Source organism: Micromonospora sp. NPDC023966, from assembly GCF_040639095.1.
Classification (GTDB): Bacteria; Actinomycetota; Actinomycetes; order Mycobacteriales; family Micromonosporaceae; genus Micromonospora.
The window spans coordinates 20,260-45,227 of the sequence record NZ_JBEZZJ010000032.1 but is presented as its reverse complement, the minus strand read 5'-3'; the positions used below and the strand labels follow the sequence as shown (position 1 = coordinate 45,227).

Below are 24,968 nucleotides of genomic sequence, written 5' to 3'. Positions count from 1 at the left end.
ACCTATCGTCCTGTCCATGACCATCACCCAGATCAGGCTCATCACGGTCTCCGTGTCGGACCAGGACCGGGCGAAGGCGTTCTACGCCGACGTGCTGGGGTTGACGGTCGTGCAGGACCTGACCATGGGGCCGATGCGCTGGTTGCAGGTGGGTCCGGAAAAGGGCGCCACTGGTATCGTTCTGGTGCCGGGTCGCACCGGTTTCGGGCCAGGTGACCTCCAGGGAGTCCAGTTGGAGACCAACGACCTCGACGCCGACTGCGCGCGCCTGCGCGCCGCGGGCGTGGCGGTCGACGGCCCGCACGACCGGCCGTGGGGCCGCGACGCCACCTTCGTCGACCCAGACGGCAACGGCTTCGTCCTCGTCACCCGCGAATCGGGCGGTTGAGCCATGTCCTCCGCCACGGGAGTGGACGTCTTCGCGGCGCTGGCCAGCCCGGTGCGGCGCGACCTCATCCGGCTGCTGCGCGACGGCGGCCCGCAGTCGGTGCAGGATCTGGCCGCCTCGTTCGACATGCGCCGTCCCAGCGTCTCCGAGCACCTCAAGGTGCTCCGCGACGCCGGCCTGGTGACCGAGCGGCGGGCCGGCCGCAAGCGGCTCTACCGGCTGGAGCCGGAGCCGCTCATGGACCTGCGTGACTGGCTCACCCCCTACGAGCGGTTCTGGCGCGAGCGGATGAGCGACTTCGCCGCGCTGGTCGCCGAGGAGGCCGCGACCGAGGGGAAGTCGGTGTGACCGAACCCGACAAGATCGAAGTCGACCAGTTCCTGCCGTACCCGCCTGCGCAGGTGTGGCGGATCCTGGTGGATCCCGATCTGATGGCCCGCTGGCTGATGCCCAACGACTTCAAGCCGGTGGTCGGTCACCAGTTCACCTTCCAGGCCAAGCCGATGCCGGCGCTGCACTTCGCCGGCACCATCCACTGCGAGGTCCTCGCGGTCGAGCCGGAACGGCTGCTCCAGATCACCTGGGCGGACCGCAGCGGCAGCGGGCTGGACTCGGTCGTCACCTGGCGGCTGGTGCCCGAGGGCCGGGGCACCCGGATGCTGATGGAGCACAGCGGCTTCGACCTCGACAGCCCGTTCCAGGCGGTCGCCCACCGCACCATGGGCAGCGGCTGGCGCTCCTCGGTGGTGCGCTCCATGCTCACCGTGCTGGAGCAGGAGTCCTGACCCTCCGGCGGGCCTGACCGCCGGAGCAAGGTGGAGGAAGCCTCTCCCCGTCGCCGACGCATAGCGTGGCCGTACGCCGCTGATCTCGAAAGCGGTGTCCCCGCCCGCATCGCGCCGGAACGGCAGGTGGCCCCGTGAGCAGTGACGATTCGGCCCCCGCGTACCCGTTCACACGGGACGTCGGCCTGACCATCGACCAGCGGTACCGGCAGCTCCTGCACGAGCGGCCGGTCTCCCGGGTGACCCTCCCGTACGGCGGCGAGGCCTGGCTGGTGCTGGACCACGCGGCGAACCGGACGGTGCTGGCCGACCGCCGGTTCAGCCGCGCAAAGATTCTCGGCGCCGACCTGCCGCGGATGTTCCCCCAGCCGATGACGCAGGTGTCCCTGCTCAGCATGGATCCGCCCGACCACACCCGGATCCGCCGCCTGGTGGCGAAGCCGTTCTCCCAGCGCCGGGTCGAGCAGCTGCGGCCGGAGATCGGCCGGCACGTCGACCTGCTGCTGGACGACGTCGAGCGGGCCGGCGCCCCGGCGGACCTGATGTCGCTGGTCGCCGCCCGGCTGCCGCTCCGGGTGATCTGCCTGATCCTCGGCGTACCGGAGGAGGACCGGTCGCAGTTCGACGCCTGGTCCGAGACCGCCATGTCGATCTTCACGCGGACCCGGGCGGAGACCGCCGAGGCGCTCGGCCACCTCTCCCGCTACATCGCCGGGCTGGTCGCCCAGCGCCGGCTGCGTCCCACCGACGACCTGCTCAGCGAGCTGGTGGCGGCGCGCGACGGCACCGACCGGCTCAGCGAGGACGAGCTGGTCTTCCTCGGGGTGACCCTGCTGGTCGTCGGGCACGAGACCGCGGAGAAACAGATCGGCAACCTGGTCCACACCCTGCTGACCCACCCTGACGAGCTGACCGAGCTGCGCAAGCGGCCGGAGCTGGTGCCCGCCGCCGTGGAGGAGCTGCTCCGCTACATCCCGGTGCAGACCGCGCACGGGGTCTTCCCCCGGGTGGCCACCGAGGACGTGCAGCTCGGCGACGTGCTGATCCGGGCCGGGGAGACGGTCTTCCCGTTCTCCTCGGTCGCCAACCGCGACCCGCGGGCCTTCGACCACCCGGACGAGCTGGACTTCGACCGGGAGTCGAACCTGCACCTCGCCTTCGGCCACGGCATTCACGCCTGTCTGGGCTCACAGGTCGCCCGGATCGAGCTCCAGGAGCTGGTCCGGCGGCTGCTCGACCGGTTCCCGGAGCTGGCGCTCGCCGTACCGGAGGCGGAGCTGGCCTGGAGCACGGAGGGATTCGTCCGAGGTCTGCGGGCGCTGCCGGTCACCTGGTGATCCGGCGGGGCCAGAAACCGATCCGACCATGGAGGCCGCAGCATGAGCACCCAGTCCGAGGCGACCGGCGCCCGCCACGCCACCTTCCCGTTCCCGCAGGACGACCCCTGCCTGCCGCCGCCGCAGTACGCCCGGCTCCGGGCCGAGGAGCCGGTGACCCAGGTCGTCCTGCCCACCGGTGACCGGGCCTGGCTGGTCACCCGGCACGCCGACGTGCTCACCGTGCTCGGCGACGAGCGCTTCAGTCGCCGCGCGCTGACCGGCCCGGACGCGCCCCGGCTCGCCCCCATCCCGCCGCTGCCGTCGCTGTTCTACCTCGACCCGCCGGACCACACCCGGGTCCGCCGGCTGGCCGCCCGGGCCTTCGACCCGGCCCGGCTGGCACGGCTGCGGCCCCGGGTCGACCGGGTCGTCGCCGCCCACCTGGACCGGCTGGCCGCGGCGGACCAGCCGGCCGACCTGCTCGCCACGGTGGCCCGGCCGCTGCCGCTGGCCGTGGTCGCCACCGTGCTCGGGGTGCCGGACGACGAGTACGAGCCGTTCGCCGGCTGGATCCGCACCGCGTTCAGCTTCGGCGCCGTCCCGCTGGACGAGCAGATGGCGGCGATGGGCGGCCTCCAGCAGTACCTGGCCGGGCTGATCGGAAGCCGGCGCAAGGAGCCGGCCGAGGACGCGCTCAGCGACCTGGTGGCCCCGACCGGCGACGACCAGCTCGCCGACCACGAACTGGTCGCGCTGGTCTTCGATTTGATCGGTGCGGGCGACCAGCCGGTCACCGCGGAGATCGTGCACCTGGTGCTCAACCTGCTGCGCGACCCGGCCCGGCTGCCGGCCCTGCACGCCGAGCCGGAGCTGGTGCCGACCGCCGTCGAGGAGCTGCTCCGGCACTCCCAGTCCGCCGGCGGCGGCCTCGGCTCGGTGCGGATCGCGGTGGCCGACGTGGAGCTGTCCGGCGTGACCATCCCGGCCGGCGACCCGGTGATCCCCTCGTTCAACGCCGCCAACTTCGACGAGGCGGTCTTCCCCGACGCGGACCGGATCGACCTGGCGCGGCGGCGCAACCCGCACCTGACCTTCGCCCAGGGAATCCACCACTGCCTCGGCGCCCCGGTCGGTCGGATGGAGTTGACCGCCCTGCTCGCCGGCCTGGCCCGGGACTTCCCGGGCCTGCGGCTGGCGGTGCCCGAGGACCAGCTCCGGTGGCTGCCGGTGCCCGCGTTCCGGACCCCGGGCGAGATCCCCGTGCACTGGTGACCCTGCCCGCCCCGACCGACCGGCCACGAGCCCCCTCCCCTCCGAGGTGATCACCGTGAACCAGCCCACCCTGACCTCCGAAGCCCAGCAGCCGCCCGGCCCGCCGGGGCAGTTGGACATGTCCGCGCTGATGGCCTTCATGCAGCGCTTCCTCGCCGACGTGTCGGCGGCCGGCGTGGTCGTCATGTGCGCCCTCGGCAGCCGGCTCGGCCTCTTCGCCGACCTGGCCCGCTCGGGGCCGGCCACCGCCGGGGAACTCGCCCGCCGCACCGGCAACCACGAGCGGTACGTCCGCGAGTGGGCGCTGGCCCTGGCCAGCGCCGGCTACCTGACCCGGGACGCCGAGGGCCGGTACGCCCTGCCGCCCGGCCCGGCCGCCGCGCTCGGCGACGAGAACGGGCCGTTCTACCTCGGCGACATGGCCCGGCTGATGCCCGCCCTGTCGGCGGTGCTGGACGGCGTGATCGAGGGCTTCCGCACCGGCTCCGGGCTGCACCCCGAGGAGTACCCGGCGGAGCTGTTCGAGACCGTCTGGCACAAGGACGCCAACCGGCTCGGCAAGGTGCTCGTCCCGCAGTGGGTGGTCGCGGTGGACGGCCTCACCGAGCAGCTCACCGTCGGCGGCCGGGTGGCGCAGGTGCACTGCGGCGACGGCCGGGCGCTGATCCTGCTCGCCCAGGCGTTCCCGAAGCTGGAACTCGTCGGGTACGACCCGGTCGAGATCAACGTCCGCCGGGCCCGCGCCGAGGCGGCCGCGGCCGGCGTGGCGGACCGGATCCGGTTCAGTACCGCCGACCCGGCCGAGGACCTCGGCGACGGACTGGCGCTGGTGCTGGCGATCGACGTGCTGCACGAGGCGCCGGACCCGGCCGCGCTGCTGCGCCGGATCCGCGGCTCCCTCCAGTCGCACGGGGTGTTCCTGCTGCTGGCCACCAACGGCGAGGACGTGCCGCTGGCCAACGCCGGGCCGGTGAGCAGCATGCTCTACGCGATCAGCACCCTCCAGCACGTGCCGCAGGGCCTCGCGACCGGCGCCGCCGACCCGGCCGGGCTGATGGGGCTGCCGCCCGCGCTGCTGCGCCGGCTGTGCGAGGAGGCCGGCTTCGCCAGCGTCGAGAAGCTGCTGGAGCCCAGCCCGTTCAACACCCTCTACGAGCTCCGGGCCTGACCGGCCAGCCGCGGCGACGAAGGGAGAACGTCACATGTCCGCCGATGTTCTGCGTACCCCGACCAGCGACGGGCCGGCCGGGGGCGACCTGGCCGGCTACCACCGGCAGCGGCTGACCTGGCAGCCGGCCGAGGGCGAGGCCGGGGCGGAGACCACCCGGGTCACCGTCCCGCTCGACTACCGGGATCCCGCCGGGCGCACCATCGAGATCGCCGTGGCCCGCCGGCCGGCCGGCGACCCCGGGCGGCGGATCGGGGTGCTGATGATCGCGCCCGACGACCCGGGTAACCGGGGCATCCCGCTGATCGGGCAGCTCGTGGGTGCGCTCCCCACCGAGGTGCTGGACCGCTTCGACCTGGTCGCCTTCGACCACCGGTTCAGCGGCGACAGCCACCCGATCGAGGTGGACTGGACGCCCGAGGAGCGGCTCTGGGTCTTCCACCGGCCGCAGAGCCTGACCGAGGAGATCCGGTTCCAGTCCAAGGTGGCCGCCAAGGTCGCCGACGTCGCGCTGGACCTGCTGCCCTACGCCAGCACCCGCAACGTGGCCCGGGACATGGACGTCGTCCGGGCCGCCCTCGGCGAGGAGAGGATCTCCTACCTCGGCTGGTCGTACGGGACGTACCTGGGCGCGGTCTACACCCAGCTGTTCGGCGAGCGGGCCGAGCGGGTGGTGCTGGACAGCGTGCTCAGCCCGGACTGGCCCTGGCGCGGGCTCTTCCTCAACGTCGCGGCCAGCACCGAGGCGGCGGTGAACCGCTGGTGCGGCTGGGCCGCGGCGCGCGACGGCGAGCTGCGCCTGGGTGACACCGCGGCGGCGGTCCGGTCCCGCTACGACGAGCTGCTGGAGCGGGCCGGGCGGGAGCCGCTGGCCGTGCCCGGGCTGCCGATGCCGCTGGACCGGTTCGCGCTGGAGTTCTTCACCGTGGTGATGCTGACCGCGGACCGCACGTACCCGCTGCTCGGCACGGTGCTGAAGGCCGCGGTGCACGGCGAGCCGGTGCCCGGCCCGGCGGTCGGCGAGCTGATGGGGCTGGTCAACCAGCGCCAGGACAGCACCCCGGCCGGTCAGCTCGCCATCCTCTGCGGGGAGTCGAGCTGGCCGCGCGACCTGGACACGTACGAGGCGGAGATGGCGAGTGTGGGCGAGGAGCTGCCGTTCATCGGGCGCACCCTGGCCTCGGTGAAGGCCGGCGCCTTCTGGCCGACCTCCCCGCTGGAGCCGCTGACCGAGATCGGGCCGGGCAACAGCGCCCGCTCGATCCTGCTGGTGCAGTCCGAGGCGGACATCTTCACCCGGGCGGTCGGGGCGTGGCGCCTGCGGGAGCTGTTGCCGGAGAACAGCCGGCTGGTGCTGGCCGCCGACACGGCTTGCCACAAGCTCTTCCCGTTCGGCGGGCACCCCGTGGTCAACGAGCTGACCACCCGTTACCTGCTAACCGGTGAGCTGCCGGAGAAGGACGTCACCGTCGAGAACCACCAGGAGTCGGCATGAGCGGGACGATCCTGGTCACCGGGGCCACCGGCCGGGTCGGGTCGGAGCTGGTCCGGCTGGTCGCCGCGGCCGGCTTCCGGCCCCGGGCCCTGGTCCGCGACGTCGAGCGCGCCCGGGAGAAGCTCGGTGACACCGCGGAACTGGTCGCCGGCGACCTGAACCGGCCGGCCGAGCTGGACGCCGCGCTGGCCGGGGTGGACCGGCTGTTCGTGCTCACCGCGACCAGCCGGGGGCAGCTCACCCAGGAGCGCAACGCGATCGACGCGGCGGTACGGGCCGGGGTGCGGCACGTGGTGAAGCTGTCGGTGCTGGACGCCGGCCGGGAGTCGCCGCTGCGCCACGGCGTCTGGCAGGGCGACGCGAACGCGCTGCTGGTGAACTCCGCGGTCGACCACACCGTCCTGCAACTGGCGTTCTTCATGCAGAACCTGTTCGGGATGGTGGCCGGGGGCGCGATCCGCAGCTCGGCCGGGGACGGCCGGGTGGCGATGGTCGACGCGCGGGACGTGGCGGCCGCCGCGGCGGCGGTGCTCACCGACTGCCCCGACTGGGCGCGCAACCAGACGCTGGCGCTGTCCGGGCCGGAGGCGCTCTCGTTCGACGACACGGCGAAGGTGCTGGCCGAGGCGACCGGGATTCCGGTGCGCCACCTGGCGGTGCCGCGCGAGCAGGTGGCCGCCATGCTGCGGCAGTTCGGCGCCGAGGAGTGGTACGCCGAGGACGTGGCCGTCTTCAACGACCTGATCGCCGCCGGCCGGGTCCAGGCGGTCACCGACACCGTGCGGCGGCTGACCGGCGCCGAACCCCGGTCGCTGGGCGACTTCGCCCGCGAGCACGCGGCCGTCTTCCAGCGGGCCGCCGCGCCGCCACCGGGCGGGTGGCGGGCCGGCTGACGGGCGGGACCGACGAGGAGACCCGGGCATACGCCCGGGTCTCCTCGTTGCCGCGTCGAGCCGTACCCATGACGTGGGCCCCGCCGGATCGCCGGCGGGGCCCATCGGGGTGGCGGGTCGTCAGCCCTTGCCGGCGGTGCCGATCTCCTCGCGGTCCCACATGGACGACCAGCCGCCGGTCGCGCCCGGCTCGCCGGCCAGCAGGTCGGGGATCTTCGCGACGTCGAAGACGCCCCAGTGCTCCGCGATCCTGCCGTTCTCGAACCGGAAGGTGTTGGACCCGCCGATCTCGAACCGGCGACCGGTCGCCGGGATGCCCATGAACGGGCCGGTGTGCTCGAAGTGCAGCAGGATGGCCTGGGCCAGGATGTCGCCCTCGCACACCGACACGAGCACCTCGACCTTGCGGGTGGTGAGCACCTGGTTCGCGTGGTCGAACCGGTGCGCCACGCCGTCGCGGCTCGGCGGGTCCCACGGCGGGGCGAAATGGTCGACGAAGCCCGGCGCGAGGACGTGCTGCACCGCGGTGAGGTCGTAGTCGAACAGCACCGCCTTGCGGAAATTCCGCACGGTCTCCTCGAACTCGCGTTTGCGCTGCGCCAGATCCGGGTGGTGTCCGGTCATGTCGGTCTCTCCGTTTCCTCGAAATTGCCCGGCTGCTCAGGAAAAGGCGTTGGACAGTTCGGACGGCAGCATTCCGATCTGCACGAGGATGCCGAGCGCGTCGGCCACCCCCCAGTGGTCGACCACGACGCCGTCGACGATCCGCAGCTGCCCCATGAGGGCGCAGCTCACCGGGCGGCCGGTCGGCGGGATGCCCATGTACGCGCCGGTGTGGGTGGCGTGCACGGTCATCCGGGTGGCCACCAGTTCGCCCTCGGAGACGATGCTGTGCAGCTCCATGCGCAGGTCGGGGAAGGCGTCGAGGAACCGCCGCATCTCGGCCGCGGTGTCGTCGGCGCTGATGGTGCCGGCCCGGCCGTGGTGCACCATCGTCGGGGACCAGAAGGTCATCAGGGCGTTGATGTCGCCGTTGTTCCAGGCGTCGATGAGTTGCCGCACGACGGCCTTGTTGTCAGGTGCTGACACCGCAACCTCCGAATAGATGGGTCGTACCGGGCCGCCGCGGCACCCGGGATCACCCATCGATCCTCGCCCGCGGCCGGCCCATTCCCTTATCCGGTGTTGCTGTCTTTCCGGCCCCGGAAACGGAACAGCAATCGGCGAGAACCGGCCCATCGGCCCGTCGCTCTACCGTTTCGGCAGATGAGGCGGAAAGGCGGCGACATGACGACTCGACGGGCACTCGTCGTCGGCGGCGGACCGGCCGGCCTGGCGACCGCGCTCGCCCTGCGGGATGCGGGCTGGGACGCGGTGGTCTTCGAACGCTCCGCGGACGAGGGGCCGTCCGGGGTCGCCCTCACCCTCTGGCCGAACGCGCTGTCCGCGCTCGCCGCCGTCGGCGCCGACAAGCCGGTCCGGGCGGCCGGCTGCCCGGCCGACGGCAACCAGATCCGCGCCGCCGACGGGCGGATCCTCGACGACGTGCCGGGGCCGGTGATGGCGGAACGCTTCGCCGGCCGCGGCCTGGCGCTGCTGCGCGCCGACCTGGTGGACGCGCTGCGCGCCCAACTCTCCCCCGGGATGCTGCGCACCGGCGCCCGCTGCGTCGGGTGGACCGAGGCGGGCCACCGGGTGCGCGCGCTCTTCGAAGACGGCGGCACCGAGGAGGGCGACCTCCTGGTCGGCGCGGACGGGCTCCGCTCGACGATCCGCCGCCAGCTTCTCGGCGGCGGCGCGGACCCGCTGCGCTACGCCGGCTACCCGGTCTGGCGGGGCATCGCCCGATACGACCTCGGCGCCGCGCCGGGCCTGCTCACCATGGGGCGGGCCGCCCAGTTCGGGCTCTTCCCGTTGCCGGAGGGGCGGGCGTACTGGTTCGCCACCCTGCCGCTGCGCCGGGGATGGGGCGAGCAGTTGCCGCGCCGGGTCTGGTCGGCCCGGTTCGACGGCTGGCACGCGCCGATCCCGCAGGTGCTGGCCGCCACCCCCGACGAGGACATCCTGGTCACCGACATCTACGACCGCGCGTCCGTGCCCCGGTGGAGCGCCGGCCGGGTGGTCCTGGTCGGCGACGCCGCCCACCCGAGCACCCCGAACCTGGGCCAGGGCACCTGCCAGGCGCTCGAGGACGCCGTGGTGCTGGGCCGCTGCCTGCGCGACCACGACGTGGTCCGGGCGCTGCCCCGCTACGAGGCGGCGCGCCGGCGCCGGGCCGACGGCCTGACCCGCCAGGCCCGGATGCTCGGCCGGGTCGGCCAGTGGAGCAACCCGGTGGCCTGCTGGATCCGGGAGCAGATGATCCGCCGCGCCCCGGCCGGCCCCCGGCTGCGGCAGATGGCGGAGATGTTCGCCTTCGAGTGAGGAGTGACCGATGTCGCTGCGGATGTTCCTGCGGGTGCTGGCCATCGTCGCCGTGGCGGCCGGGGAGGCGCTGCGGACCCTGCCGGCGTCCCTCGTGCTGCGGGTGACCCGGGGGCCGGCGGCGGCGGCCGATCGCCGGTACCGGGGAATGGTGCGGGCGCTGCAACGACTGGGCCCGACCTTCGTCAAGTTCGGGCAGATCGCCGGCACCCGCCGGGACGCGCTGCCGCCCGCGCTCTGCGCCCGGCTCGGCACCCTCTTCGACGAGGTGCCGCCGATGTCCGCCGCGGCGGCCGGCGAGGCGCTGCGCCGGGCCCGGGCGGAGCAGCCGCGGCTGGTGCTGCGCTCGGTGGACCCGGAGCCGCTGGCCAGCGGCAGCATCGCCTCGGTCTACCGGGCGGTGCTGGACGACGGCACCGTCGTGGCGCTGAAGCTCAAGCGACCGGGCATCGACGACCGGATGCGGGCCGACCTGCGGCTGATCGAGCTGATGGCGCGGCTCGCCGCGCGGGCGCCGAAGATGCGGGGCATGCCCATCGCCGACCTGGTCGGCTACCTCAGCGCGGCGATCCTCGGCCAGCTCGACTTCCGCCGGGAGGCGGAGAACAGCGAGCGGCTCCGCGCCGAGCTGGCGGAGCTGCCGGAGGTCCGGGTGCCCCGGCTGCACCGGGACCGGTCGGCGTCGAACTGCCTGGTCTTCGAGTACCTGCCCGACCTGGACGGGCGGACCGTCGAGCTGCTCGACCCGCGGGTGCGGGCGCACCTCGCCGAGGTGGTGCTGGCGGCTGTGCACCGGCTCTTCTTCGGCGCCGGCTTCGTCCACTGCGACCTGCACCCGGGCAACCTCTACCTGACCCGCGACGAGCGGGTGGTCGTCCTCGACGCCGGCTACTGCGTCCAGCTGCCCGACGACGTACGGGCGGCGATCGGCGAGTTCTTCGCCCGCCTGGGGGCCGGCGACGGCCGGCGGTGCGGGGAGATCGTGCTGGCCAGCGCGGTGAACGCCGGCGCCGGTCTGGACCGGGACGGTTTCGTCCGGGACGTGGCGGAGCTGGTGGCCCGGACCGCCGGCCCGGACAACGAGTTCGACATGTCGGTCTTCGGCAACGGCGTGTACGACCTCCAGCAGCGGTACGGCATCTACGCCGCCTCCGACTTCGCCTTCCCGCTGATGTCCCTGCTGGTGGTGGAGGGCACGGTGCGCGGGATCAGCCCCGACGTCGACTTCCAGCGGGTCGGCGGCCCGGCGCCCACCCCGCACGCCTGACACCCCCGCACCGGACGCGGTGGCCTCCCGGGCAGGGGAGGCCACCGCGGACGCGTCCCGGCTCACGACCGGGCGGCGAGAGGAAGCACCGGCAGTCCGGTGAGGATCGGCGGGTCGATGGGGCGGGCCGGGGAGAGCCGCACGGCCAGCGGGCCGGTGGTCCGCCCCGGGCGGACCACCACCGGCGCGTCGGCCACCCCGACCCAGACGTCCGGATCGCGGGCGCCGGCCAGCACCTCGCCGACGGTGACCGCCTCCGGGTGCGCGCAGGCCAGCAAATGCCAGGTGCCCTCGGGCGCGCCGGTGAGGGCGAACGGGCCGTCGCCGGTGACGCTGGTGCAGGCGACGGGGAGGCCCTGCGCCAACGGGGTGGGGAAGAGCCCGAGCAGCACCAGCCGGGCGTCCTCGGCAGGGGTCTGCACGGTGCCGGTGACCACGCCCCCAGGCACCTCGTCCTCCTCCGCCGGCTCGGTGTCGGCGGCGACCACGTGCTCCAGTGGCCGGCCCCCGTGGGCGGCGTCCAGCCGGCGCAGCCGGCCCGGCCCGACCCCGATCTGCTCGGTGAACTGGGTGGTGAAGGTGCCCAGGCTGCTGTATCCGACGGTGGTGCAGATGTCGGTGACGTTCATCCGGCTGGAGACCACCAGCCGGCGCGCCTCGGCCATCCGCAGCGCGGACAGGAACCGCCCCGGCGGGGTGCCGGTGACCAGCCGGAACACCCGGCTGAAGTGGAACGGGCTGAGGTACGCCACCTGGGCGAGCCGGGACAGGGTCCACGGCTCGTCGAGCCGGTCCCGCATCGCCCGGATCACCCGGGAGACCGCCTCGCGGTGCTGCTGGAGGACGGTCGACCGGCCCGGCCGGTGCGCCGGCTCGGTACGGTCGCCCCGGACCGCGGCGCGGTCGTGGGCCATGGCGGTCACGGCAGCTCCTGCCGGGTCCGGGCGCACTCCTCGGCCAGCGCGAGCGCGGCCGTCCAGGTGGCGGCGAACCGGTGTCGCAGCGTCCGTTCCTGCAGGTCGCTGAGACCGAGCCGGTGCCAACCCTGGTGCGAGACCGAGAGCGTGCGGCCCCGCTCGCCCGGTTCGGTCCGGACCTGGCAGACGGTGACCGTACGCGCGGCGGGGATCTCGATCGCGAAATCGAGCGTCCGCTCCCGGTCGAGCTGCCAGTCGCGGAGGGTGAACCGGCGCGGCCCCTCCTCGTCGACCACGAAGAACCAGCCGGGGCCGGCGCCGTCGGTGGCGATGGGGAGCCAGTCGACCACCGTCTCCTCACGCAGCGGGTGCCAGGAGCCGTTCGGCAGGACCACGCTGCCGTCGATCTCCTGTCGCCACTCGTAGCGGGAGGGGCGGCCGGTCTCCAGATAGCGGGCCAGCCGGCCGACGAAGTCCAGCCAGCCGGCCTTGAGCTGGGCCACCTCGGACCCGGGACGGCCGGGGCAGCTGTCGTCCACGGTCAGCGTGGTGGCCGCCGCCCCGCCGGTCAGCGTCCAGCCGACCTGGCACTCCGGGCCGACGCCGAGGAAGCTCCAGCGGAACAGCAGGCGGTCGCGCGGCTCGACGTGGTCGACCTCGATGTCGAAGAAGTCGCCGTCGCCGAAGTCCACCCGGGTGCTCGCCCCGGTCGTCATGGGCGCGGACAGGTGGCCGAACCACTGGGCGACCCGGCGCGGGTCGGTGACCGCCTCCCACACCTCGTCGATCGGGGCCGGCACGCTGACCATCACGCGCACCCAGTCGTCGGGCAGTTTCAGATATCCGTCGGGCATCGTTCTCACCTCTCTCAGGAGCGGGCGGACCGGATGTCTCAGGTGCCGGCAGGCAGCAGCCGGTAGCGGGAGCTGCGCAGCGCCGGCCCGTCCGGGTCGGCCCCGGAGCGGACCACGCACTCCACGCCGTCGCCGGTGACCGTGGCCCGGACCAGCAGCGGGGCGCCGGGGCCGGCCGTCCCGTCCGGGATCAACGCGGCGCCACCGGCCGCCGCCTCGGCCACCGCGCGCATCGCCCGGTCGAGGTCGCCGCCGGCCGGCACGACCAGGGCGGCGTCCACCCCGGGTACGCCCTCCGGCCGCCCGGACCAGGCGCCCTGCGTGCCGGGGCGCTCGCCGCAGACGAGCAGCGAGTCGGGCAGGTCCTCGTCGGGCGGGGCGTCGACCAGCACGGCGAGCAGCCTGGCGGCCGCGGCAACCCCGGTGGCCACCGGCACCGGCACCATGCCGAGCTGCCGGGCGGCGACCCGGGCCACCTGGCGGGCCATCCCGGCGCCGGACCAGAGCGACCACTCGGCGGTGCAGCAGCGGACCGCGGGGTGGGTGGCGGCGTACCGGGCGGTGGCCCGGTGCAGCAGTTCGTTGGCGAGGGCGTAGCCGGCGAGCCCCGGGTGGGCGCCGTGCGCGGTGAGCGAGCCGAAGGTGAGCACCGCCCGCAGTCGCTTGGTGCGGACCGCCGCGAGCACCGTCTCCAGGGTGGCGACCTTCGCGGCGACCAGCGTGTCGACCTCGGCGGGGCCGAGCCGTTTCCCGGTGCCGCCGGCGATCCGGCCGGCGCAGTGCACGATCGCGGTGGGCCGCAGCCTCGCCAGGGCCGCGCTGGCCGCCGCCGGGTCGGTGAGGTCCACGGTGAGCAGCCGGGCCCGCGGGCAGCGCCGGCGCAGCACGGCGAGCATCCGGCTGACGTCGGGCGGGGCGTCGTCCGGCGTACGCAGGTCGAGCAGGACCGGGACGGCGCCGGCGACGGCCAGCGCGACGGCGAGGCGGCTGCCGAGCCCGCCCAGCCCACCGGTGACCAGGACGGTGGCCCCGGCGAAGCGCGGCGCCCGGCCGGGCAGCGGGGCGGCCTGCCAGCCGAGGGTGTGGACGGTGCCGTCGGCGGCCACGGTGAGCTCGTCGCCGGCGGCCGGCGCGGCGAGCAGTCCGGCGGCCCGGCGCAGCGCCGCCGGGGTGGGCTCGCCGAGCGCGACGGTGCCGATCGCCCGGCCGTCCCCGGCGGCGAGCCCGCGCAGCAGGCTGCCGCCGCCGGCTCCGTTGTGGACCAGGGTGAGCTGCCGCCCGGCGGCCCGTTGGTAGGCGTCGAGCAGCCCACCGGCACCGCCCGCCGGCCACCGTCCGTCGAGGACCAGCACGTCGACCTCGGGTCCGGCCGCCGGATAGGGCTGCCGGCGCAGGTGCCGGACGAGGGGATGGTCGGCGGGTCCGGTCACTCGCCAGCGGGCCGCGCGGGGGGTGGGCCGGACGGGGGTGGGCGTGGGCCGCAGGGCCCGCAGGGCGATCCGGGAGGGGCGCGAGAGGGGCTCAGGTGACATGGGGCACCTTCCACTCAGCAACTTCATAAAGATATATCGATCGTGGTCTTGAAGCAATCAGAAGGCTGAGCAACTTGAAAGAAATATAGGGAAGGCGGAAGCCCTAGCGTCGAGGCACAGGCCAGAAAGCGCCGAAGGAGGCAGCAATGGCAATCGATCTCTGCAACAAGTCGCCGGGTGCACTCGCCGAGGGTGCCCAGGGTGCGTGGGAGGAGGCGGTCCCGGCCGAGGCCGCCCCGGTCAACCTGGACGCCCTCACCGCGGACCAGCGCGACGCGCTCAACTTCTCCTACCGGACCACGCTGCCGGCGATGGACCCGCGCTTCGTCGCCGGTGACCCGGCGGCCTGGGCGAGCGACTTCGGATACGCGCTGAACAAGGTCGCGGTCCGGCTGGACAACCGCACCAACCAGGAACTGCGCGACGCCGCGTTGAACCACCCCGACGCGGCCATGCGCGAGCAGGCCCTGTTCGAGTACGCCGACCGCGACCTGCCGGACGCGATCGAGCTGCTCGGCCAGGCCGTGCTGCACGACCCCAACCGCGAGGTCCGCTGGGACGCGCTGTGGGCCATCGAGAAGCTGGGCGGCGCCCACGCGGTGGCCAGCCTCAGCAAGTTCGCCAAGGACGCGGACCCGGAGATCGCCGAGTGGTCGCACCTGTTCCGCAGCGAGCTGCAGACGGGTGACCCGGCGTTCGACGGCCGGGCCGGCAAGTTCACCGCGGGCCGCACCTTCGACGAGACCATCTACCTGCTGATCCACTGCGACCTGTACGTGCGGCTGGACGACTCCAACCAGCACTGGGGCAAGATCTCGCTGGCCCCGCAGGGCCTGGCCCGGATCTACGGCCAGGCGCACGCCTGCCCGAACGTGGCGACCCGCGAGCGGCAGCTCGTGATCGCCAAGACCATCGACGGGCTGCACGCCGACGGCTCGCCGCACTGCGACAACTACCTGTTCCGCGGGTTCACCGACCGCACCCGCCGGGACCGGGGGAACTTCTTCTTCGAGTCGCTGGTGCCCCGGACGTTCTTCAAGTCCGGCCACGCCGACGACCCGAGCGAGGGCACCCGCCAGGCCAACATCGGCTTCGCCCGGTACGGCACCTGGCACCTCGACCCGAAGTTCCAGATCCACGACGAGGCGGCCATCCGCTACGTGCGTGGTCGCTTCCAGGGCTGGGGCTACATCAACCTGGCCCGGATCGCCGGCCGCTCCATGGAGGAGATCCTCCAGCCGGGCAACGGCGTGCTCTCCACCCTGCACGACCCGGAGATCGGCCACATGACCAACGCGTTCATTTTCGGCACCTTCAAGGGGAAGCTGAACGACTGGGACGGCGACGGGGTCATCGACATGAACTCCCGCGACGTCTACTCGACCGTCGACGGCGAGATCGACATGAACCAGGACGGCGTGGCGGACCAGCCCGGCCTGACCTGCTGCGACCACACCACCCTGCTGCCGTAACGAAGGAAGAGGACACCAGAGATGAGCACCAAGAGCGTTCTTTTCGGTCGCCCGGTCCAGACCGAGGGCGTGCCGAACGTCTACGCCGGCGCCCCGGTCGTCCCGTGGACCCCGCCGGAGCCCGGCATCGACAACCTGGGCATCAACTCGATCGACACCTTCGCGGTGCCGGGCGTGGGCGAGTACACCGTCGCCTTCGACGGCTGGGTGCGGGTGGTCCGGTCGCCGTCCACCTCGGGTGACTGGGCCGACGCCGAGGTCTACACCAACCTCATCGAGATGAAGATGGTCGGTGAGTGCGAGGAGCTCGGCAAGATCACCGTCACGCTCAACCCGGACTGCCTCTCCGCCGGCCAGATCCGCACCCCGTTCGACCCGTACGCGGGTGAGGGGCCGTCGGCCAAGGCCTGCCGGATGGCGGTCGGCGCGATCTTCGACATGCCGAAGCTCGGGCTGAAGCTGATGAACCGCGAGCCGATCATCCTGACCATCGACGACGTGCGCAGCATCCCGCCGGCGGGCGCCCCGGGCAAGGGGCAGATCTACCGGATGATGCCGCTGCTCGACGTCAATGACCCGGACGGTCAGCCGGTCGCGTACCTGACCAGCCTCCGGTTCAACATGGGCGGCTACCTGCAGCCCGACCAGATGTGATTCCCCGCGGTGCGGGAGGCCGGCTCCGGCCGGTCTCCCGCACCGGCGCGACCGCCCCGCCCGGTCCCAGGGGCGGGGCGCGGCAACCCGAAGGAGCGACCACAGTCGGAGGTTGGCATGCCCGTGGACGACCGGAGCGCACCCGCTCCCCGGTTGGAGCCCCGACCGGGCTTCACCGGGGTCGAGCCCGATGACTTCCCGTTGCTGCACCGCAACGGCGGCTATCCGCTGGCCCAGGACCGCTGGGAGCGGCTGGTCAGCCAGGTCCACATCCCCGCGCCCGCCGACCGGGTCTGGTCGGCGCTCACCGATCCCGAGCAGGTCGCGCAGTGGCTCGCGGTCTGCCGGGGCGGGTGGGCCACCGCCGACGGCGAGGCGATCCTCGACTTCGAGGACGGGGAGTTCTTCTTCTGCCGGATCCGCGACGTGCGGGAGCCGGCCTCCGGCGGCGAGGGCCGCCTGTCGTACCTCTGGCGCTGGGTGGGGGTGGGTCCGGCCACCGAGGTGACCTGGCAGCTCACCGCCACCCCGCACGGCACCCAGGTCACCGTCGTCGAGGAGGCGTTCAACCCGCCCTCGGACTGGCGGTCCTGGAACGGCATGGGCTGGCCCGGCATCCTCGACCAACTCGCCGACTTCATCCGCACCGGGGTGCCGTGGCGCTGGCCGTGGCGCCGGATGGGCCCCTACGTGCAGACCGAACTGCCCGGCACCACCTTCGAGGTCTGGGGGCTGCTCACCTCGACCCCGGCCACCCAGTTCTGGCTCAGCCGCACCAGCGGCAGCCTGGACGCCGGCAGCGAGGTCGGCCTGATCCTGGGCGACGCCAGCGGGGTGGCCACCATGAAGGTCACCCGGCACGTCGAGGCGTACCAGCAGTTCCCGTCGTACCTGCCGCGGCTCGAGTTCAACCTCCGGCGGCCGGGCTGGCCCGGTGAGCTGGAGGGGCACCTCTGGATCGAGCCGGCCGGGCTGGGCGGCAGCATCATCCAGGTCTTCCACTCCAACTGGGAAGCGTTGAGCACGATCGCCCCGCCGCTGGACGAACGCAAGATCCTCACCGGTTACTGGGTGGGCGCGTTCGGCCGGGCCGCGCTGCTCTGCCAGCGGGCGTTCGGGGACTCGTTCCCGGCGGCGCCGCCCGGACGGGACCTGGACATCCCGGCCGACCTGAACGGCACCGGGAACGGCCAGCGGGTCGACGCCGGCCCGCACGGCTGGAGCCGGTAGGCCACGGTGGCGGCGCCGGCGGTGGGCACCCATCAGGACCGCCGGCGGCGTCGCCACCAGGCCAGCCGGGCGCCCAGCACCACCAGCACCACGGCGTTGGCGCCCAGCGCCACCAGGGTCAGCGGATCGGGCGGCCCGGCGTGCCCGGCGTGGCCCTCGGCCGCCGCCGGAGCCGCCGCCCCGGCGTCCACCGGGGGCGGCGGACCCGCCGGGCGGCCGACCGCGAAGGCGTACGCGCCGCTGGGCTCGGAGCCGTCGGCGAGGGTCACGTGGTACGCCACCACGTACCAGCCCTCGCCGAGCGGGGGCAGCGTCTCGCGTACCCCCGTGCCCTGGACGGTGGTGGCGCCCCGGTCGACCCGCTGCCCGGCGGCGGCCGTGACCGTGACGTGCGCGTCGCCCCGGCGGGGGCGGCTGCCGAAGGCCAGCTCCACGGCGGGCGGGGCGGTGGCGAGCACCGCCCCGCGGGCCGGCGTGGCCGCCACCACCGGGTCCTCGGGGGCCCGGAACAGCGGCCGGAGCAGCACCACCGCGCCGATCAGCAGCACCAGCACCGCCGGGACGCGGCGCAGCGCCGCGCCCCGGCGGGGAACCGCTGGCGTCATGCCGGCACCCGGTGCGGCGCGGCCCGGTCCGGCGCGGTCGCGGTGGACCGGCGACCGGAGTCCCGGAGGTAGTGGTACATGGCCACCACCATCGGCAGGAACACCACCGCGTTGTAGAACAGGTGCAGCTCGACGCGGGGGAACCAGAACTGGAGCACGCTGGTCGGCGCCGGCCGGCCGGCCAGGTGCGCGCCGGTCTGGGCCTGGATCAGCAGCAGCAGGTGCTCGATGTGGTGCCAGAACTGGATGGCCAGCGCCACCGTCCACCAGGTGCGGGCCCGGCCGGTGAAGCCGGGTCGCAGCGCCCAGAGACCGACGAGCATCACCAGCGCGTAGCCATAGTGCAGCCACTCCGAGGTGACCAGCCAGGGGAACGGCAGGCCCAGCACGCCGCGGGCCTCGGGCACCGGCCAGCCGAGCCCCCAGATCTGCACGGCCTGGGCGATGTGTTCGGCCCAGTGCCCGAGGACCACCAGCATGAACAGCATCACGGCGGTCCGGTGGTGACGGCCGTTCAAACTGGCCAACAGCCCGGTGCGGTCGGTGTGCGGTCGGTCGGTCACGATCTTCTCCTCGGAGAGTCGGGTGCGACGGTCAGCCCGCCCGGCGTTGCGGGGCCAGGTGGGCGGTCTCGGCGGCGGCGCGCAGCAGCATCGGGCGGGCCGCCGCCTGGAAGTCGATGTCGGGGTCCAGGTCGCGGACGGTCCCCTCGATCACCAGCAGGGACAGCAGCGGAAAGACGAACTCGGACGCGGCGTACAGGCCGAAGTCCCGTTGCAGGGTGAACAGCTCGGCGCCGAAGCGGGTGAGCTGGAACTCCTTGGCCGGCACCCCGGTGTTCCGCTCGACCAGCTCGGCCACCCGGCTGATGAAGCCCTCGACGTCCGCGTCCGGCGCCACCCGGACGGCGCTGTCCACCACCACCTCGCCGCACTGCCGGCCCCGGCCGAGAGCCAGGCCGAGGAAGAAGTCGGCGAACTGCCGGCGTACGGTCGGGTTCAGCCGGATGCTGAACCCGGCGTCCAGCACGACCACCCGGGGTCCCTTGAAGTAGACGTTCCCCGGGTGCAGGTCACAGTGGACGAAGCCGTCCAGGAAGAGCATCTGGTAGACGGCGCTCACCGTGCGGGCGGCCAGCCGGGGCCGGCGGGCCGGGTCGATCTCGGCGACCGGCCGGGCCACCAGGTCCGGAATGAACTCCATGGCCAGGCAGGTCGGCCGGCACAGGTCGGGCAGCGTCGCCGGGATCCAGACGTTGTCCGACCCGGCGAAGTTGCGCCGCAGCTCGGCCAGGTTGGCCCGCTCCCCCGCGAAGTCGAGCTGCCCGAGCACCGCCGCGCAGACGAAACCGGTCAGCTCGGCCAGCGGCACCCCGCGGCCCGGGGGCAGCTTCTCCGCCAGCGCCGCGGCGCCGTGGATGAGGGCCAGGTCGAGCGCCATCCGGCGGCGGATGCCCGGACGTTGCAGCTTCAGCGCCACCTCCCGACCGTCCGGCCGGACGGCCCGGTAGACGCCGGCGATGCTGCCGCTGGCCCGCGCCGTCCGCTCGACCTCGGTGAAGTGCCGGGCCAGGTGCGGGCCGTACGCCTCGCGCAGCGCGCGGCGCAGCTCACGGCCGGACATCGGCCGGACCCGGTCGTGCAGCCGGCCCAGCTCGTCGCAGAGCAGGGGCGGCAGCAGGTCCCGCCGGGTGCCCATGATCTGACCGAACTTGACCGGCGCCGGCCCGAGCCGTTGCAGATGCCGGACCAGCCGGCGGTAGAAGAAGCGGGCCGCCGCGGTGCGGCCGCGCAGGGGTCGCAGCACCGCCGCGCCGGCCGCCGCCGGCAGCAGGTACGCGGCGCTGCTGGCCAGCACCAACGCGCCACGGGTGGCCATGGCGAGGCGGGACTGGCGGGGGATGGTGCGGGAGAGTCCGGCGGGGCGGTCGCCGGGGAGGGGGTTCTCCGGGAGCATCAACGCCTCCTTGCACGGGGACGGGTGTGCGTTGGGTAGTCCGAACGTGGCGCACTGTCATGGACAGGGTTCTATAGATCCCATAGCCTCTTGATGGGGGGAGGCGACATGGGCGCTGCCGTAAACACTGTCCGGATAAGGGTTCTGGGCCCGGTCGCCGCGTTCCGCGACACCACCGAGATCCCGTTGGGGCCGTCCCGGCAGCGCGCGGTCCTCGGCTACCTCGCCCTGCATCCCGGGCAGCCGGTGCCGCTCGGCGCGCTCACCGAGGCGGTCTGGGGTGACGACGCCCCGGCCAGCGGTGACCACCTCGTCCGGACGTACGTGGCCCGGCTGCGCCAGGTGCTGGAGCCGGACACCGCGCCACGTGCCCGGACCAACGTCATCGCCTCGGTGCCCGGCGGCTACCGGCTCGACGTGCCGCCGGAACGCGTCGACGCGGCGCACTTCCAGCAGCTGCTCTGCCGGGCCCGCGCCCGGCAGGCGGCCGGCGCTCCGCACGAGGCCTTCGAGCTGCTCGACGCGGCGCTCGGCCTCTGGCAGGACCCGACCCTGGCCGACCTCGGCGGCCTGCTGGCCAGCCCCCGGCACCTCACCGCGCTGCGCGACGACTGGGTCGACGCCGGCCTGCGCCACGTCGCGGTGGGGCTGACCCTGGGCCAGGCGTCGGTGGTGCTGCCGGTGGCCGAGCAGCTCGCCGCCGTCGAGCCGCTCCAGGAGGCGGTGCAGGCCCGCTACCTGGAGGCGCTCACCCGCAGCGGGCAGCGGGCCGCCGCCGTGCACCACTACCTGAGCGTCCGGGCCCGGCTGCGCGCCGAACTCGGGGTGGAGCCCGGCCCGGAGCTGCGCCGGCTGTACGCCGCCCTGCTGCACGCCGGGGACGAGCCGGAGCCGGGCGTGGAACCGCCGTCCCCGGCCGCCCCGGCCGGGGCGGAACCCGACCGGCGGCCCGGCTGGCGCGGTCCCGGCCCGGCCATCGGCCCGCTGATCGGTCGCGAGGACGACGTCGCCCGCTGCGCCACGCTGCTGGTCGCGCACCGGCACGTCACCATCGTCGGGCCGGCCGGCTGCGGCAAGTCGGCCACCGGGCTGGCGGTCGCCGAACGGGTCGCCGCCGCGTTCCCCGACGGGGTGGCCACGGTCGACGCCGCCGAGGCGCGGGACTGCGGCGAGGTGCTGCGCCTGCTGGCCGAGACGCTGGAGCTGCCGGGGCCGAACGCCGACCCGCTGCGCGCCGTCGGCGACCAGCGGATGCTGCTGGTGCTCAACGACGTCGAGCACCTCGGCGCCCGGGCCGGCGAGATGGTGGAGCACGCGCTGCACCGCTGTCCGCGTACGGCCATGCTGGTCACCTCCCGCCGCCGGCTCGGGCTCACCCACGAGGCGGTGTTCCGGCTGGCGCCCCTGCCGCTCCCCGACACGGACAGCCCGGACGCGCTGCCCGACAACCCGGCCGTCCGCCTCTTCGTGCACCGGGCCGGGCTGGTCCGGCCCGGCTTCCGCCTCTCCCCGGCGGACGCCGTCACCGTGGCCCGGATCTGTCGCGGGCTGGACGGCCTGCCGCTGGCGGTCGAGCTCGCCGCCGCCTGCCTCTACACCGACAGCCTCGACGGGGTGCTGCGCCGGGTCGACGACCCGCTGGACGAGCTGCGGCCGCAGCGGCGCGGCCATCCGCAGCACCACCGGTCGCTGCGCGCCGCGCTGCACCGCACCCTGGCCACGCTGTCCCCGGTCGACCGGGCCTGCCTGGGCCGGCTGGCCCGGCGCGCCGGTGGCGACCGTTGCTTCTCGCTCGACGAGGCGGCCGCGAGCTGCGCGGACCTGGTCCCGCCGGCCGAGCTCGGGGCCGTGCTCGACCGGCTGGCCGACGAGTCCCTGCTGGACCGCCGGCCCGGGCCGGACGGCCCGCGCTTCGGGCTGCTCCGCACGGTGGCGCTGGCGGCCGCCGCCGGGCCGGGGAACGTCGGGGATCATCAGGCGTTCCACGGCATGGTCGGGAACCAGCCGTAGCCGAACATGGCGGGCAGTCGGACGTCCCAGTAGAAGACCAGGAACGCGCCGAGCGCCAGGAGGCTGACCCCGACCAGCAGGGCGGCCCGGCCGGGGCGGGACAGCCACCGCTGGAAGGCGCCGCGGGTGCCGAGCACCAGCAGCAGGGCCAGCACCGCCATGATCAGCACGTTGCCGAGCGACTGGAGCACCAGCACGAGCGCCCCGTAGAACGGGTTGTGGCTCTCCACCGCCTGCTCCAGCAGCTTGTGGAACAGCGGGTACGGCCGGCCCACCAGGAAGCCACCGACCAGCGCGCCCAGCGTCACCAGCCGGGCCACCGGCCGGCCGGCGAACGGGTCGGGGAGCAGGCCCAGCGCGGCCAGGCCGAGCCAGGCGAAGGCCAGCCCGATCACGCCGAACACCACGGATGCCTGGACCAGCCGGACCGGAAGGCCGTCGCCCACCGTGTGCGTGGAGAGCTGCGGCAGCCGGGAGCCGATCAGGACGGCCACGAAGCCGTACACCGCCGCCACCGACACCAGCCCGAGGGCCAGCCAGCCGAGCGGGGCGAGCGCGGCGGCGAGCCGGCCGCGGCGCGGGCCGGCCGAGCACTCGGCGACGTCGGGCAGCGCGCCGAACACGGCGATGTTGCAGGCGGTGAACGTGCCGGCGAAGCCGGAGACGAAGGCGAACACCACCCCCGCCGCGGAGCCGGCGATGGCGCTCTGCTTGGCGTCGGTGCCGAGCATCGAGTTGGCGACGTTGTCGCCGATCACGTGATCGACGAACTCGAAGGACCAGAGCACGGCGAGCAGCAGGCCGCCGAGCACGCCGGCGACCGCGGCGACCGGGCGGCGCCGGGTGGGGGTGAGTTCGGTACGGGGAGTGGAGCTGGCGAGGGCGGTCATGTGGCGGTCCTCTCCGTGGCCGGAACCATGGAATAGTGAAGGGATGGGATGCCCGAAAGGGAGCGAGCGATGGGGCTGCTGAAGGACCGACGCACCTACGACCAACAGTGCGGACTGGCCTATGCGCTGGACGTTCTCGGCGAACGCTGGACGCTGCTGATCGTCCGGGAGCTGCTGATCCGGCCCCGTCGCTACGGCGAACTCCTCGATGCTTTGCAAGGAATCGGCACCAACCTGCTGGCCGACCGGCTCGGCTTCCTCGTCGAAGCGGGACTGGTCCGGCCACTCGATCCGCACCGGCGGACCGCGGGCTACGCGCTGACCGAGCTGGGCGAGCGGATGCGGGAGCCGGTGCTGAGCCTGGCCCGCTTCGGCCTGACCTACGCCGCCCACCAGCCGCCGCCGGCCGCGTCGGTGACCCGGCCGGCCTGGGCCATCCTGGCCACCGACGCGATGCTCGACGACGCCCGCGCGCCCGGCATCGACGAGGTCTACGGCTTCGACGTCGACGGCGAGCAGTTCCACGTCGTGGTGGAGGGCGGCCGGGCGGTCCTGCACCCCACCGCGGCGCCCGAGCCGACCCTGCACGTGAAGACCGACGCCAAGACGTTCTTCCAGCTCGGGGTGCGGCGGCTGGACCCGCTGGAGGCGGTGCTCGCCGGCTCGGTGCAGGTCTCCGGGCCGCCGGCCGCCATGTCGCGCTGCCTGCGGCTGCTCGGGCTCGCCGGCAACCCGGTCGGCTGACCCGGTCAGCCGGCCCGGCACGCCGGCTCCCACACGGTCCGTTCACCGCTCGGCACGCCGATGTGGATGGAGACCTGGCCGCGCAGGCCCTGCCGGTCGCTGACCGCCATCAACAGCCCGGTCAGCGCCTCCAGGTGGCGGGCCGTCCGGATGCCCCCGGCGTCCAGCGGCGCGAAGCCCAGCGCCCGGGCCAGCGCGAAGACGTCCCGCAGCGCCGCCGGATGGTCGGCGGCCACCGGCAGCGACACCGGCAGGCCGTTGACCCGGCACCGGGCCAGCACCCCGGCGGGCACCGTGTTGAACGCCTTCGCCACCCGCCAGCCCTCGCCCGGGTGGTCCGGCCCGCCGGCCCGGTCGGCGGCGAGTTCGGCCAGCAGTTCGCCGCCGGAGCGGCCGAGCGGCACCAGCGAGGGCTCGCAGAACACCGGGTTGGTCGGGTCGACCAGGGTGCGGCCCCGGCCACGCCGCCCGGCCGGCCCCCGCAGGAACTCGACCGCGGCGGGGAACGGCACGGCGAGCACCACGAGCGCGGCCCGGTCCAGCAGGTCGGCCACCCGGCGCGGGTCGGCCCGCCCGGGCACCAGGAGGGGGTGGAGGCCGGCCTGCCGGACCGCCTCGGCCAGCCCCCGGCCCATCCGGCCCCGGCCCAGGATGCCGATCACCGGGCCACCACCGCGTACCGGCTCAGGGCCCGGCGCAGCTCGGCCGGCACCTCGACCGGTTCCAGGCCGTGCCCGCCCCGGCGCATGCAGGCCACCGTCTGCCGGCCCTGGGCCAGCAGCGTCGGCGGACCGGGCGACACCCGGACGTAGTCGAAGGACATCCCGATCCGGTGGCCGTCCAGCCGGTCGAGCATCATCCGCACCTCGACCTCGTCGAACGCGTTGCCCTCGGCGTAGAAGTCGGCGTGGCAGTCGACCGTCACGAGGGCCAGCCCGTCGGCCAGCGCGGCCATCACGCCGGGCGCGTGGTCGGCCAGGAAGTGCTCCCGGCAGTGCCCCTGCCAGTGCAGGTAGTGGGCGAAGTAGACGTTTCCCACCAGGTTCGTCTCGTCGAAGGTCACCACGTGCCGGTGGACGTAGCTGTCGGGCAT

General features: G+C 74.2%; 26 protein-coding genes. 15 read left to right on the top strand and 11 right to left on the bottom strand.

The window, feature by feature from the left end; all coding sequences use genetic code 11:
• Nucleotides 1-16 precede the first annotated feature (16 nt).
• From AB0F68_RS28325 to AB0F68_RS28290, 8 genes are all read left to right on the top strand, one after another.
• Nucleotides 17-388, top strand: a complete 372-nt coding sequence (locus AB0F68_RS28325; protein WP_091316676.1) for a VOC family protein — start codon at nucleotides 17-19, stop codon at nucleotides 386-388.
• A 3-nt stretch (nucleotides 389-391) separates the two neighbouring features.
• Nucleotides 392-736 (top strand): metalloregulator ArsR/SmtB family transcription factor, encoded by a 345-nt coding sequence (locus AB0F68_RS28320; protein WP_357343689.1) that lies wholly within the window; start codon nucleotides 392-394, stop codon nucleotides 734-736.
• Nucleotides 733-1,173: an SRPBCC domain-containing protein gene (locus AB0F68_RS28315; protein ID WP_357343687.1), complete on the top strand. Its 441-nt coding sequence runs from the start codon at nucleotides 733-735 to the stop codon at nucleotides 1,171-1,173. Before AB0F68_RS28320 ends, AB0F68_RS28315 begins: the two co-directional genes overlap by 4 nt.
• A 134-nt stretch (nucleotides 1,174-1,307) precedes the next feature.
• Nucleotides 1,308-2,510, top strand: coding sequence for a cytochrome P450 (locus tag AB0F68_RS28310; protein ID WP_357343685.1), 1,203 nt, complete (start codon nucleotides 1,308-1,310; stop codon nucleotides 2,508-2,510).
• Nucleotides 2,511-2,552: 42 nt separating this feature from the next.
• Complete coding sequence (locus tag AB0F68_RS28305) at nucleotides 2,553-3,764, top strand: cytochrome P450 (RefSeq protein WP_357343683.1); 1,212 nt, start codon at nucleotides 2,553-2,555, stop codon at nucleotides 3,762-3,764.
• A gap of 55 nt (nucleotides 3,765-3,819) precedes the next feature.
• The gene (locus tag AB0F68_RS28300; protein ID WP_357343681.1) at nucleotides 3,820-4,932 is read left to right on the top strand and encodes a class I SAM-dependent methyltransferase; all 1,113 of its coding nucleotides are present in this window, start codon (nucleotides 3,820-3,822) and stop codon (nucleotides 4,930-4,932) included.
• A gap of 34 nt (nucleotides 4,933-4,966) precedes the next feature.
• Complete coding sequence (locus tag AB0F68_RS28295) at nucleotides 4,967-6,427, top strand: alpha/beta fold hydrolase (protein WP_357343679.1); 1,461 nt, start codon at nucleotides 4,967-4,969, stop codon at nucleotides 6,425-6,427.
• Nucleotides 6,424-7,320, top strand: coding sequence for an NmrA family NAD(P)-binding protein (locus tag AB0F68_RS28290; protein WP_357343677.1), 897 nt, complete (start codon nucleotides 6,424-6,426; stop codon nucleotides 7,318-7,320). The genes AB0F68_RS28295 and AB0F68_RS28290 overlap by 4 nt, the downstream gene beginning before the upstream one ends.
• Before the next feature lie 120 nt (nucleotides 7,321-7,440).
• Here the strand turns inward: AB0F68_RS28290 and AB0F68_RS28285 are convergent, their stop codons facing one another.
• On the bottom strand, nucleotides 7,441-7,944 hold the full coding sequence (locus tag AB0F68_RS28285; RefSeq protein WP_357073795.1) for an ester cyclase: 504 nt from the start codon (nucleotides 7,942-7,944) through the stop codon (nucleotides 7,441-7,443).
• A 36-nt stretch (nucleotides 7,945-7,980) separates the two neighbouring features.
• Nucleotides 7,981-8,409: an ester cyclase gene (locus AB0F68_RS28280; protein WP_357343675.1), complete on the bottom strand. Its 429-nt coding sequence runs from the start codon at nucleotides 8,407-8,409 to the stop codon at nucleotides 7,981-7,983.
• Between the two features lie 198 nt (nucleotides 8,410-8,607).
• Between AB0F68_RS28280 and AB0F68_RS28275 the strand changes: the two genes are divergently transcribed.
• A complete protein-coding gene (locus AB0F68_RS28275) occupies nucleotides 8,608-9,744 on the top strand; it encodes an FAD-dependent monooxygenase (RefSeq protein ID WP_357343673.1) in 1,137 nt (378 codons plus the stop codon).
• A 10-nt stretch (nucleotides 9,745-9,754) separates the two neighbouring features.
• Nucleotides 9,755-11,011, top strand: a complete 1,257-nt coding sequence (locus tag AB0F68_RS28270) for an AarF/UbiB family protein (protein ID WP_357343671.1) — start codon at nucleotides 9,755-9,757, stop codon at nucleotides 11,009-11,011.
• Between the two features lie 62 nt (nucleotides 11,012-11,073).
• Here AB0F68_RS28270 and AB0F68_RS28265 read toward each other — a convergent pair whose 3' ends face one another.
• Genes AB0F68_RS28265 through AB0F68_RS28255 form a run of 3 tightly spaced genes read right to left on the bottom strand, consistent with a single transcriptional unit; the run spans nucleotide 11,074 to nucleotide 14,314 of the window.
• Nucleotides 11,074-11,925, bottom strand: coding sequence for an AraC family transcriptional regulator (locus tag AB0F68_RS28265; protein ID WP_357343740.1), 852 nt, complete (start codon nucleotides 11,923-11,925; stop codon nucleotides 11,074-11,076).
• A 5-nt stretch (nucleotides 11,926-11,930) separates the two neighbouring features.
• Nucleotides 11,931-12,782: an SRPBCC domain-containing protein gene (locus AB0F68_RS28260; RefSeq protein WP_357343670.1), complete on the bottom strand. Its 852-nt coding sequence runs from the start codon at nucleotides 12,780-12,782 to the stop codon at nucleotides 11,931-11,933.
• Between the two features lie 38 nt (nucleotides 12,783-12,820).
• A complete protein-coding gene (locus AB0F68_RS28255) occupies nucleotides 12,821-14,314 on the bottom strand; it encodes a KR domain-containing protein (protein WP_357343668.1) in 1,494 nt (497 codons plus the stop codon).
• A 146-nt stretch (nucleotides 14,315-14,460) separates the two neighbouring features.
• On the opposite strand from AB0F68_RS28255, the gene AB0F68_RS28250 reads away from it, so the two are divergent.
• From AB0F68_RS28250 to AB0F68_RS28240, 3 genes are all read left to right on the top strand, one after another.
• Entirely contained in the window at nucleotides 14,461-15,786 is a 1,326-nt protein-coding gene (locus tag AB0F68_RS28250) for a HEAT repeat domain-containing protein (RefSeq protein ID WP_357343666.1), read from the top strand.
• A gap of 21 nt (nucleotides 15,787-15,807) precedes the next feature.
• Entirely contained in the window at nucleotides 15,808-16,440 is a 633-nt protein-coding gene (locus AB0F68_RS28245; RefSeq protein WP_357343664.1) for a DUF6073 family protein, read from the top strand.
• A gap of 117 nt (nucleotides 16,441-16,557) precedes the next feature.
• Nucleotides 16,558-17,670, top strand: a complete 1,113-nt coding sequence (locus AB0F68_RS28240) for an SRPBCC domain-containing protein (protein WP_107079666.1) — start codon at nucleotides 16,558-16,560, stop codon at nucleotides 17,668-17,670.
• 32 nt (nucleotides 17,671-17,702) lie between these two features.
• Here AB0F68_RS28240 and AB0F68_RS28235 read toward each other — a convergent pair whose 3' ends face one another.
• The 3 genes from AB0F68_RS28235 to AB0F68_RS28225 are packed head-to-tail and all read right to left on the bottom strand — an operon-like array spanning nucleotide 17,703 to nucleotide 20,231.
• A complete protein-coding gene (locus AB0F68_RS28235; protein ID WP_357343661.1) occupies nucleotides 17,703-18,275 on the bottom strand; it encodes a copper resistance CopC family protein in 573 nt (190 codons plus the stop codon).
• Nucleotides 18,272-18,838 (bottom strand): hypothetical protein, encoded by a 567-nt coding sequence (locus AB0F68_RS28230; RefSeq protein WP_357343659.1) that lies wholly within the window; start codon nucleotides 18,836-18,838, stop codon nucleotides 18,272-18,274. Before AB0F68_RS28230 ends, AB0F68_RS28235 begins: the two co-directional genes overlap by 4 nt.
• 31 nt (nucleotides 18,839-18,869) lie before the next feature.
• Nucleotides 18,870-20,231: an AarF/UbiB family protein gene (locus tag AB0F68_RS28225; protein ID WP_357343657.1), complete on the bottom strand. Its 1,362-nt coding sequence runs from the start codon at nucleotides 20,229-20,231 to the stop codon at nucleotides 18,870-18,872.
• A 108-nt stretch (nucleotides 20,232-20,339) separates the two neighbouring features.
• Between AB0F68_RS28225 and AB0F68_RS28220 the strand changes: the two genes are divergently transcribed.
• The gene (locus tag AB0F68_RS28220; protein ID WP_357343655.1) at nucleotides 20,340-22,241 is read left to right on the top strand and encodes a BTAD domain-containing putative transcriptional regulator; all 1,902 of its coding nucleotides are present in this window, start codon (nucleotides 20,340-20,342) and stop codon (nucleotides 22,239-22,241) included.
• Here AB0F68_RS28220 and AB0F68_RS28215 read toward each other — a convergent pair.
• A complete protein-coding gene (locus tag AB0F68_RS28215; protein WP_357343653.1) occupies nucleotides 22,205-23,131 on the bottom strand; it encodes a hypothetical protein in 927 nt (308 codons plus the stop codon). The two genes, AB0F68_RS28220 and AB0F68_RS28215, sit on opposite strands and share 37 nt — an antisense overlap.
• Before the next feature lie 69 nt (nucleotides 23,132-23,200).
• Between AB0F68_RS28215 and AB0F68_RS28210 the strand changes: the two genes are divergently transcribed.
• Entirely contained in the window at nucleotides 23,201-23,875 is a 675-nt protein-coding gene (locus AB0F68_RS28210; RefSeq protein WP_357343651.1) for a helix-turn-helix domain-containing protein, read from the top strand.
• Nucleotides 23,876-23,880: 5 nt separating this feature from the next.
• Here the strand turns inward: AB0F68_RS28210 and AB0F68_RS28205 are convergent, their stop codons facing one another.
• Both AB0F68_RS28205 and AB0F68_RS28200 read right to left on the bottom strand, forming a co-directional pair.
• Nucleotides 23,881-24,537, bottom strand: coding sequence for an NADP oxidoreductase (locus AB0F68_RS28205; protein WP_357343650.1), 657 nt, complete (start codon nucleotides 24,535-24,537; stop codon nucleotides 23,881-23,883).
• Nucleotides 24,534-24,968 carry an acyl-CoA thioesterase gene (locus AB0F68_RS28200; RefSeq protein ID WP_357343648.1) on the bottom strand — a complete coding sequence of 145 codons (435 nt, stop codon included), beginning with the start codon at nucleotides 24,966-24,968 and terminating at the stop codon, nucleotides 24,534-24,536. The genes AB0F68_RS28205 and AB0F68_RS28200 overlap by 4 nt, the downstream gene beginning before the upstream one ends.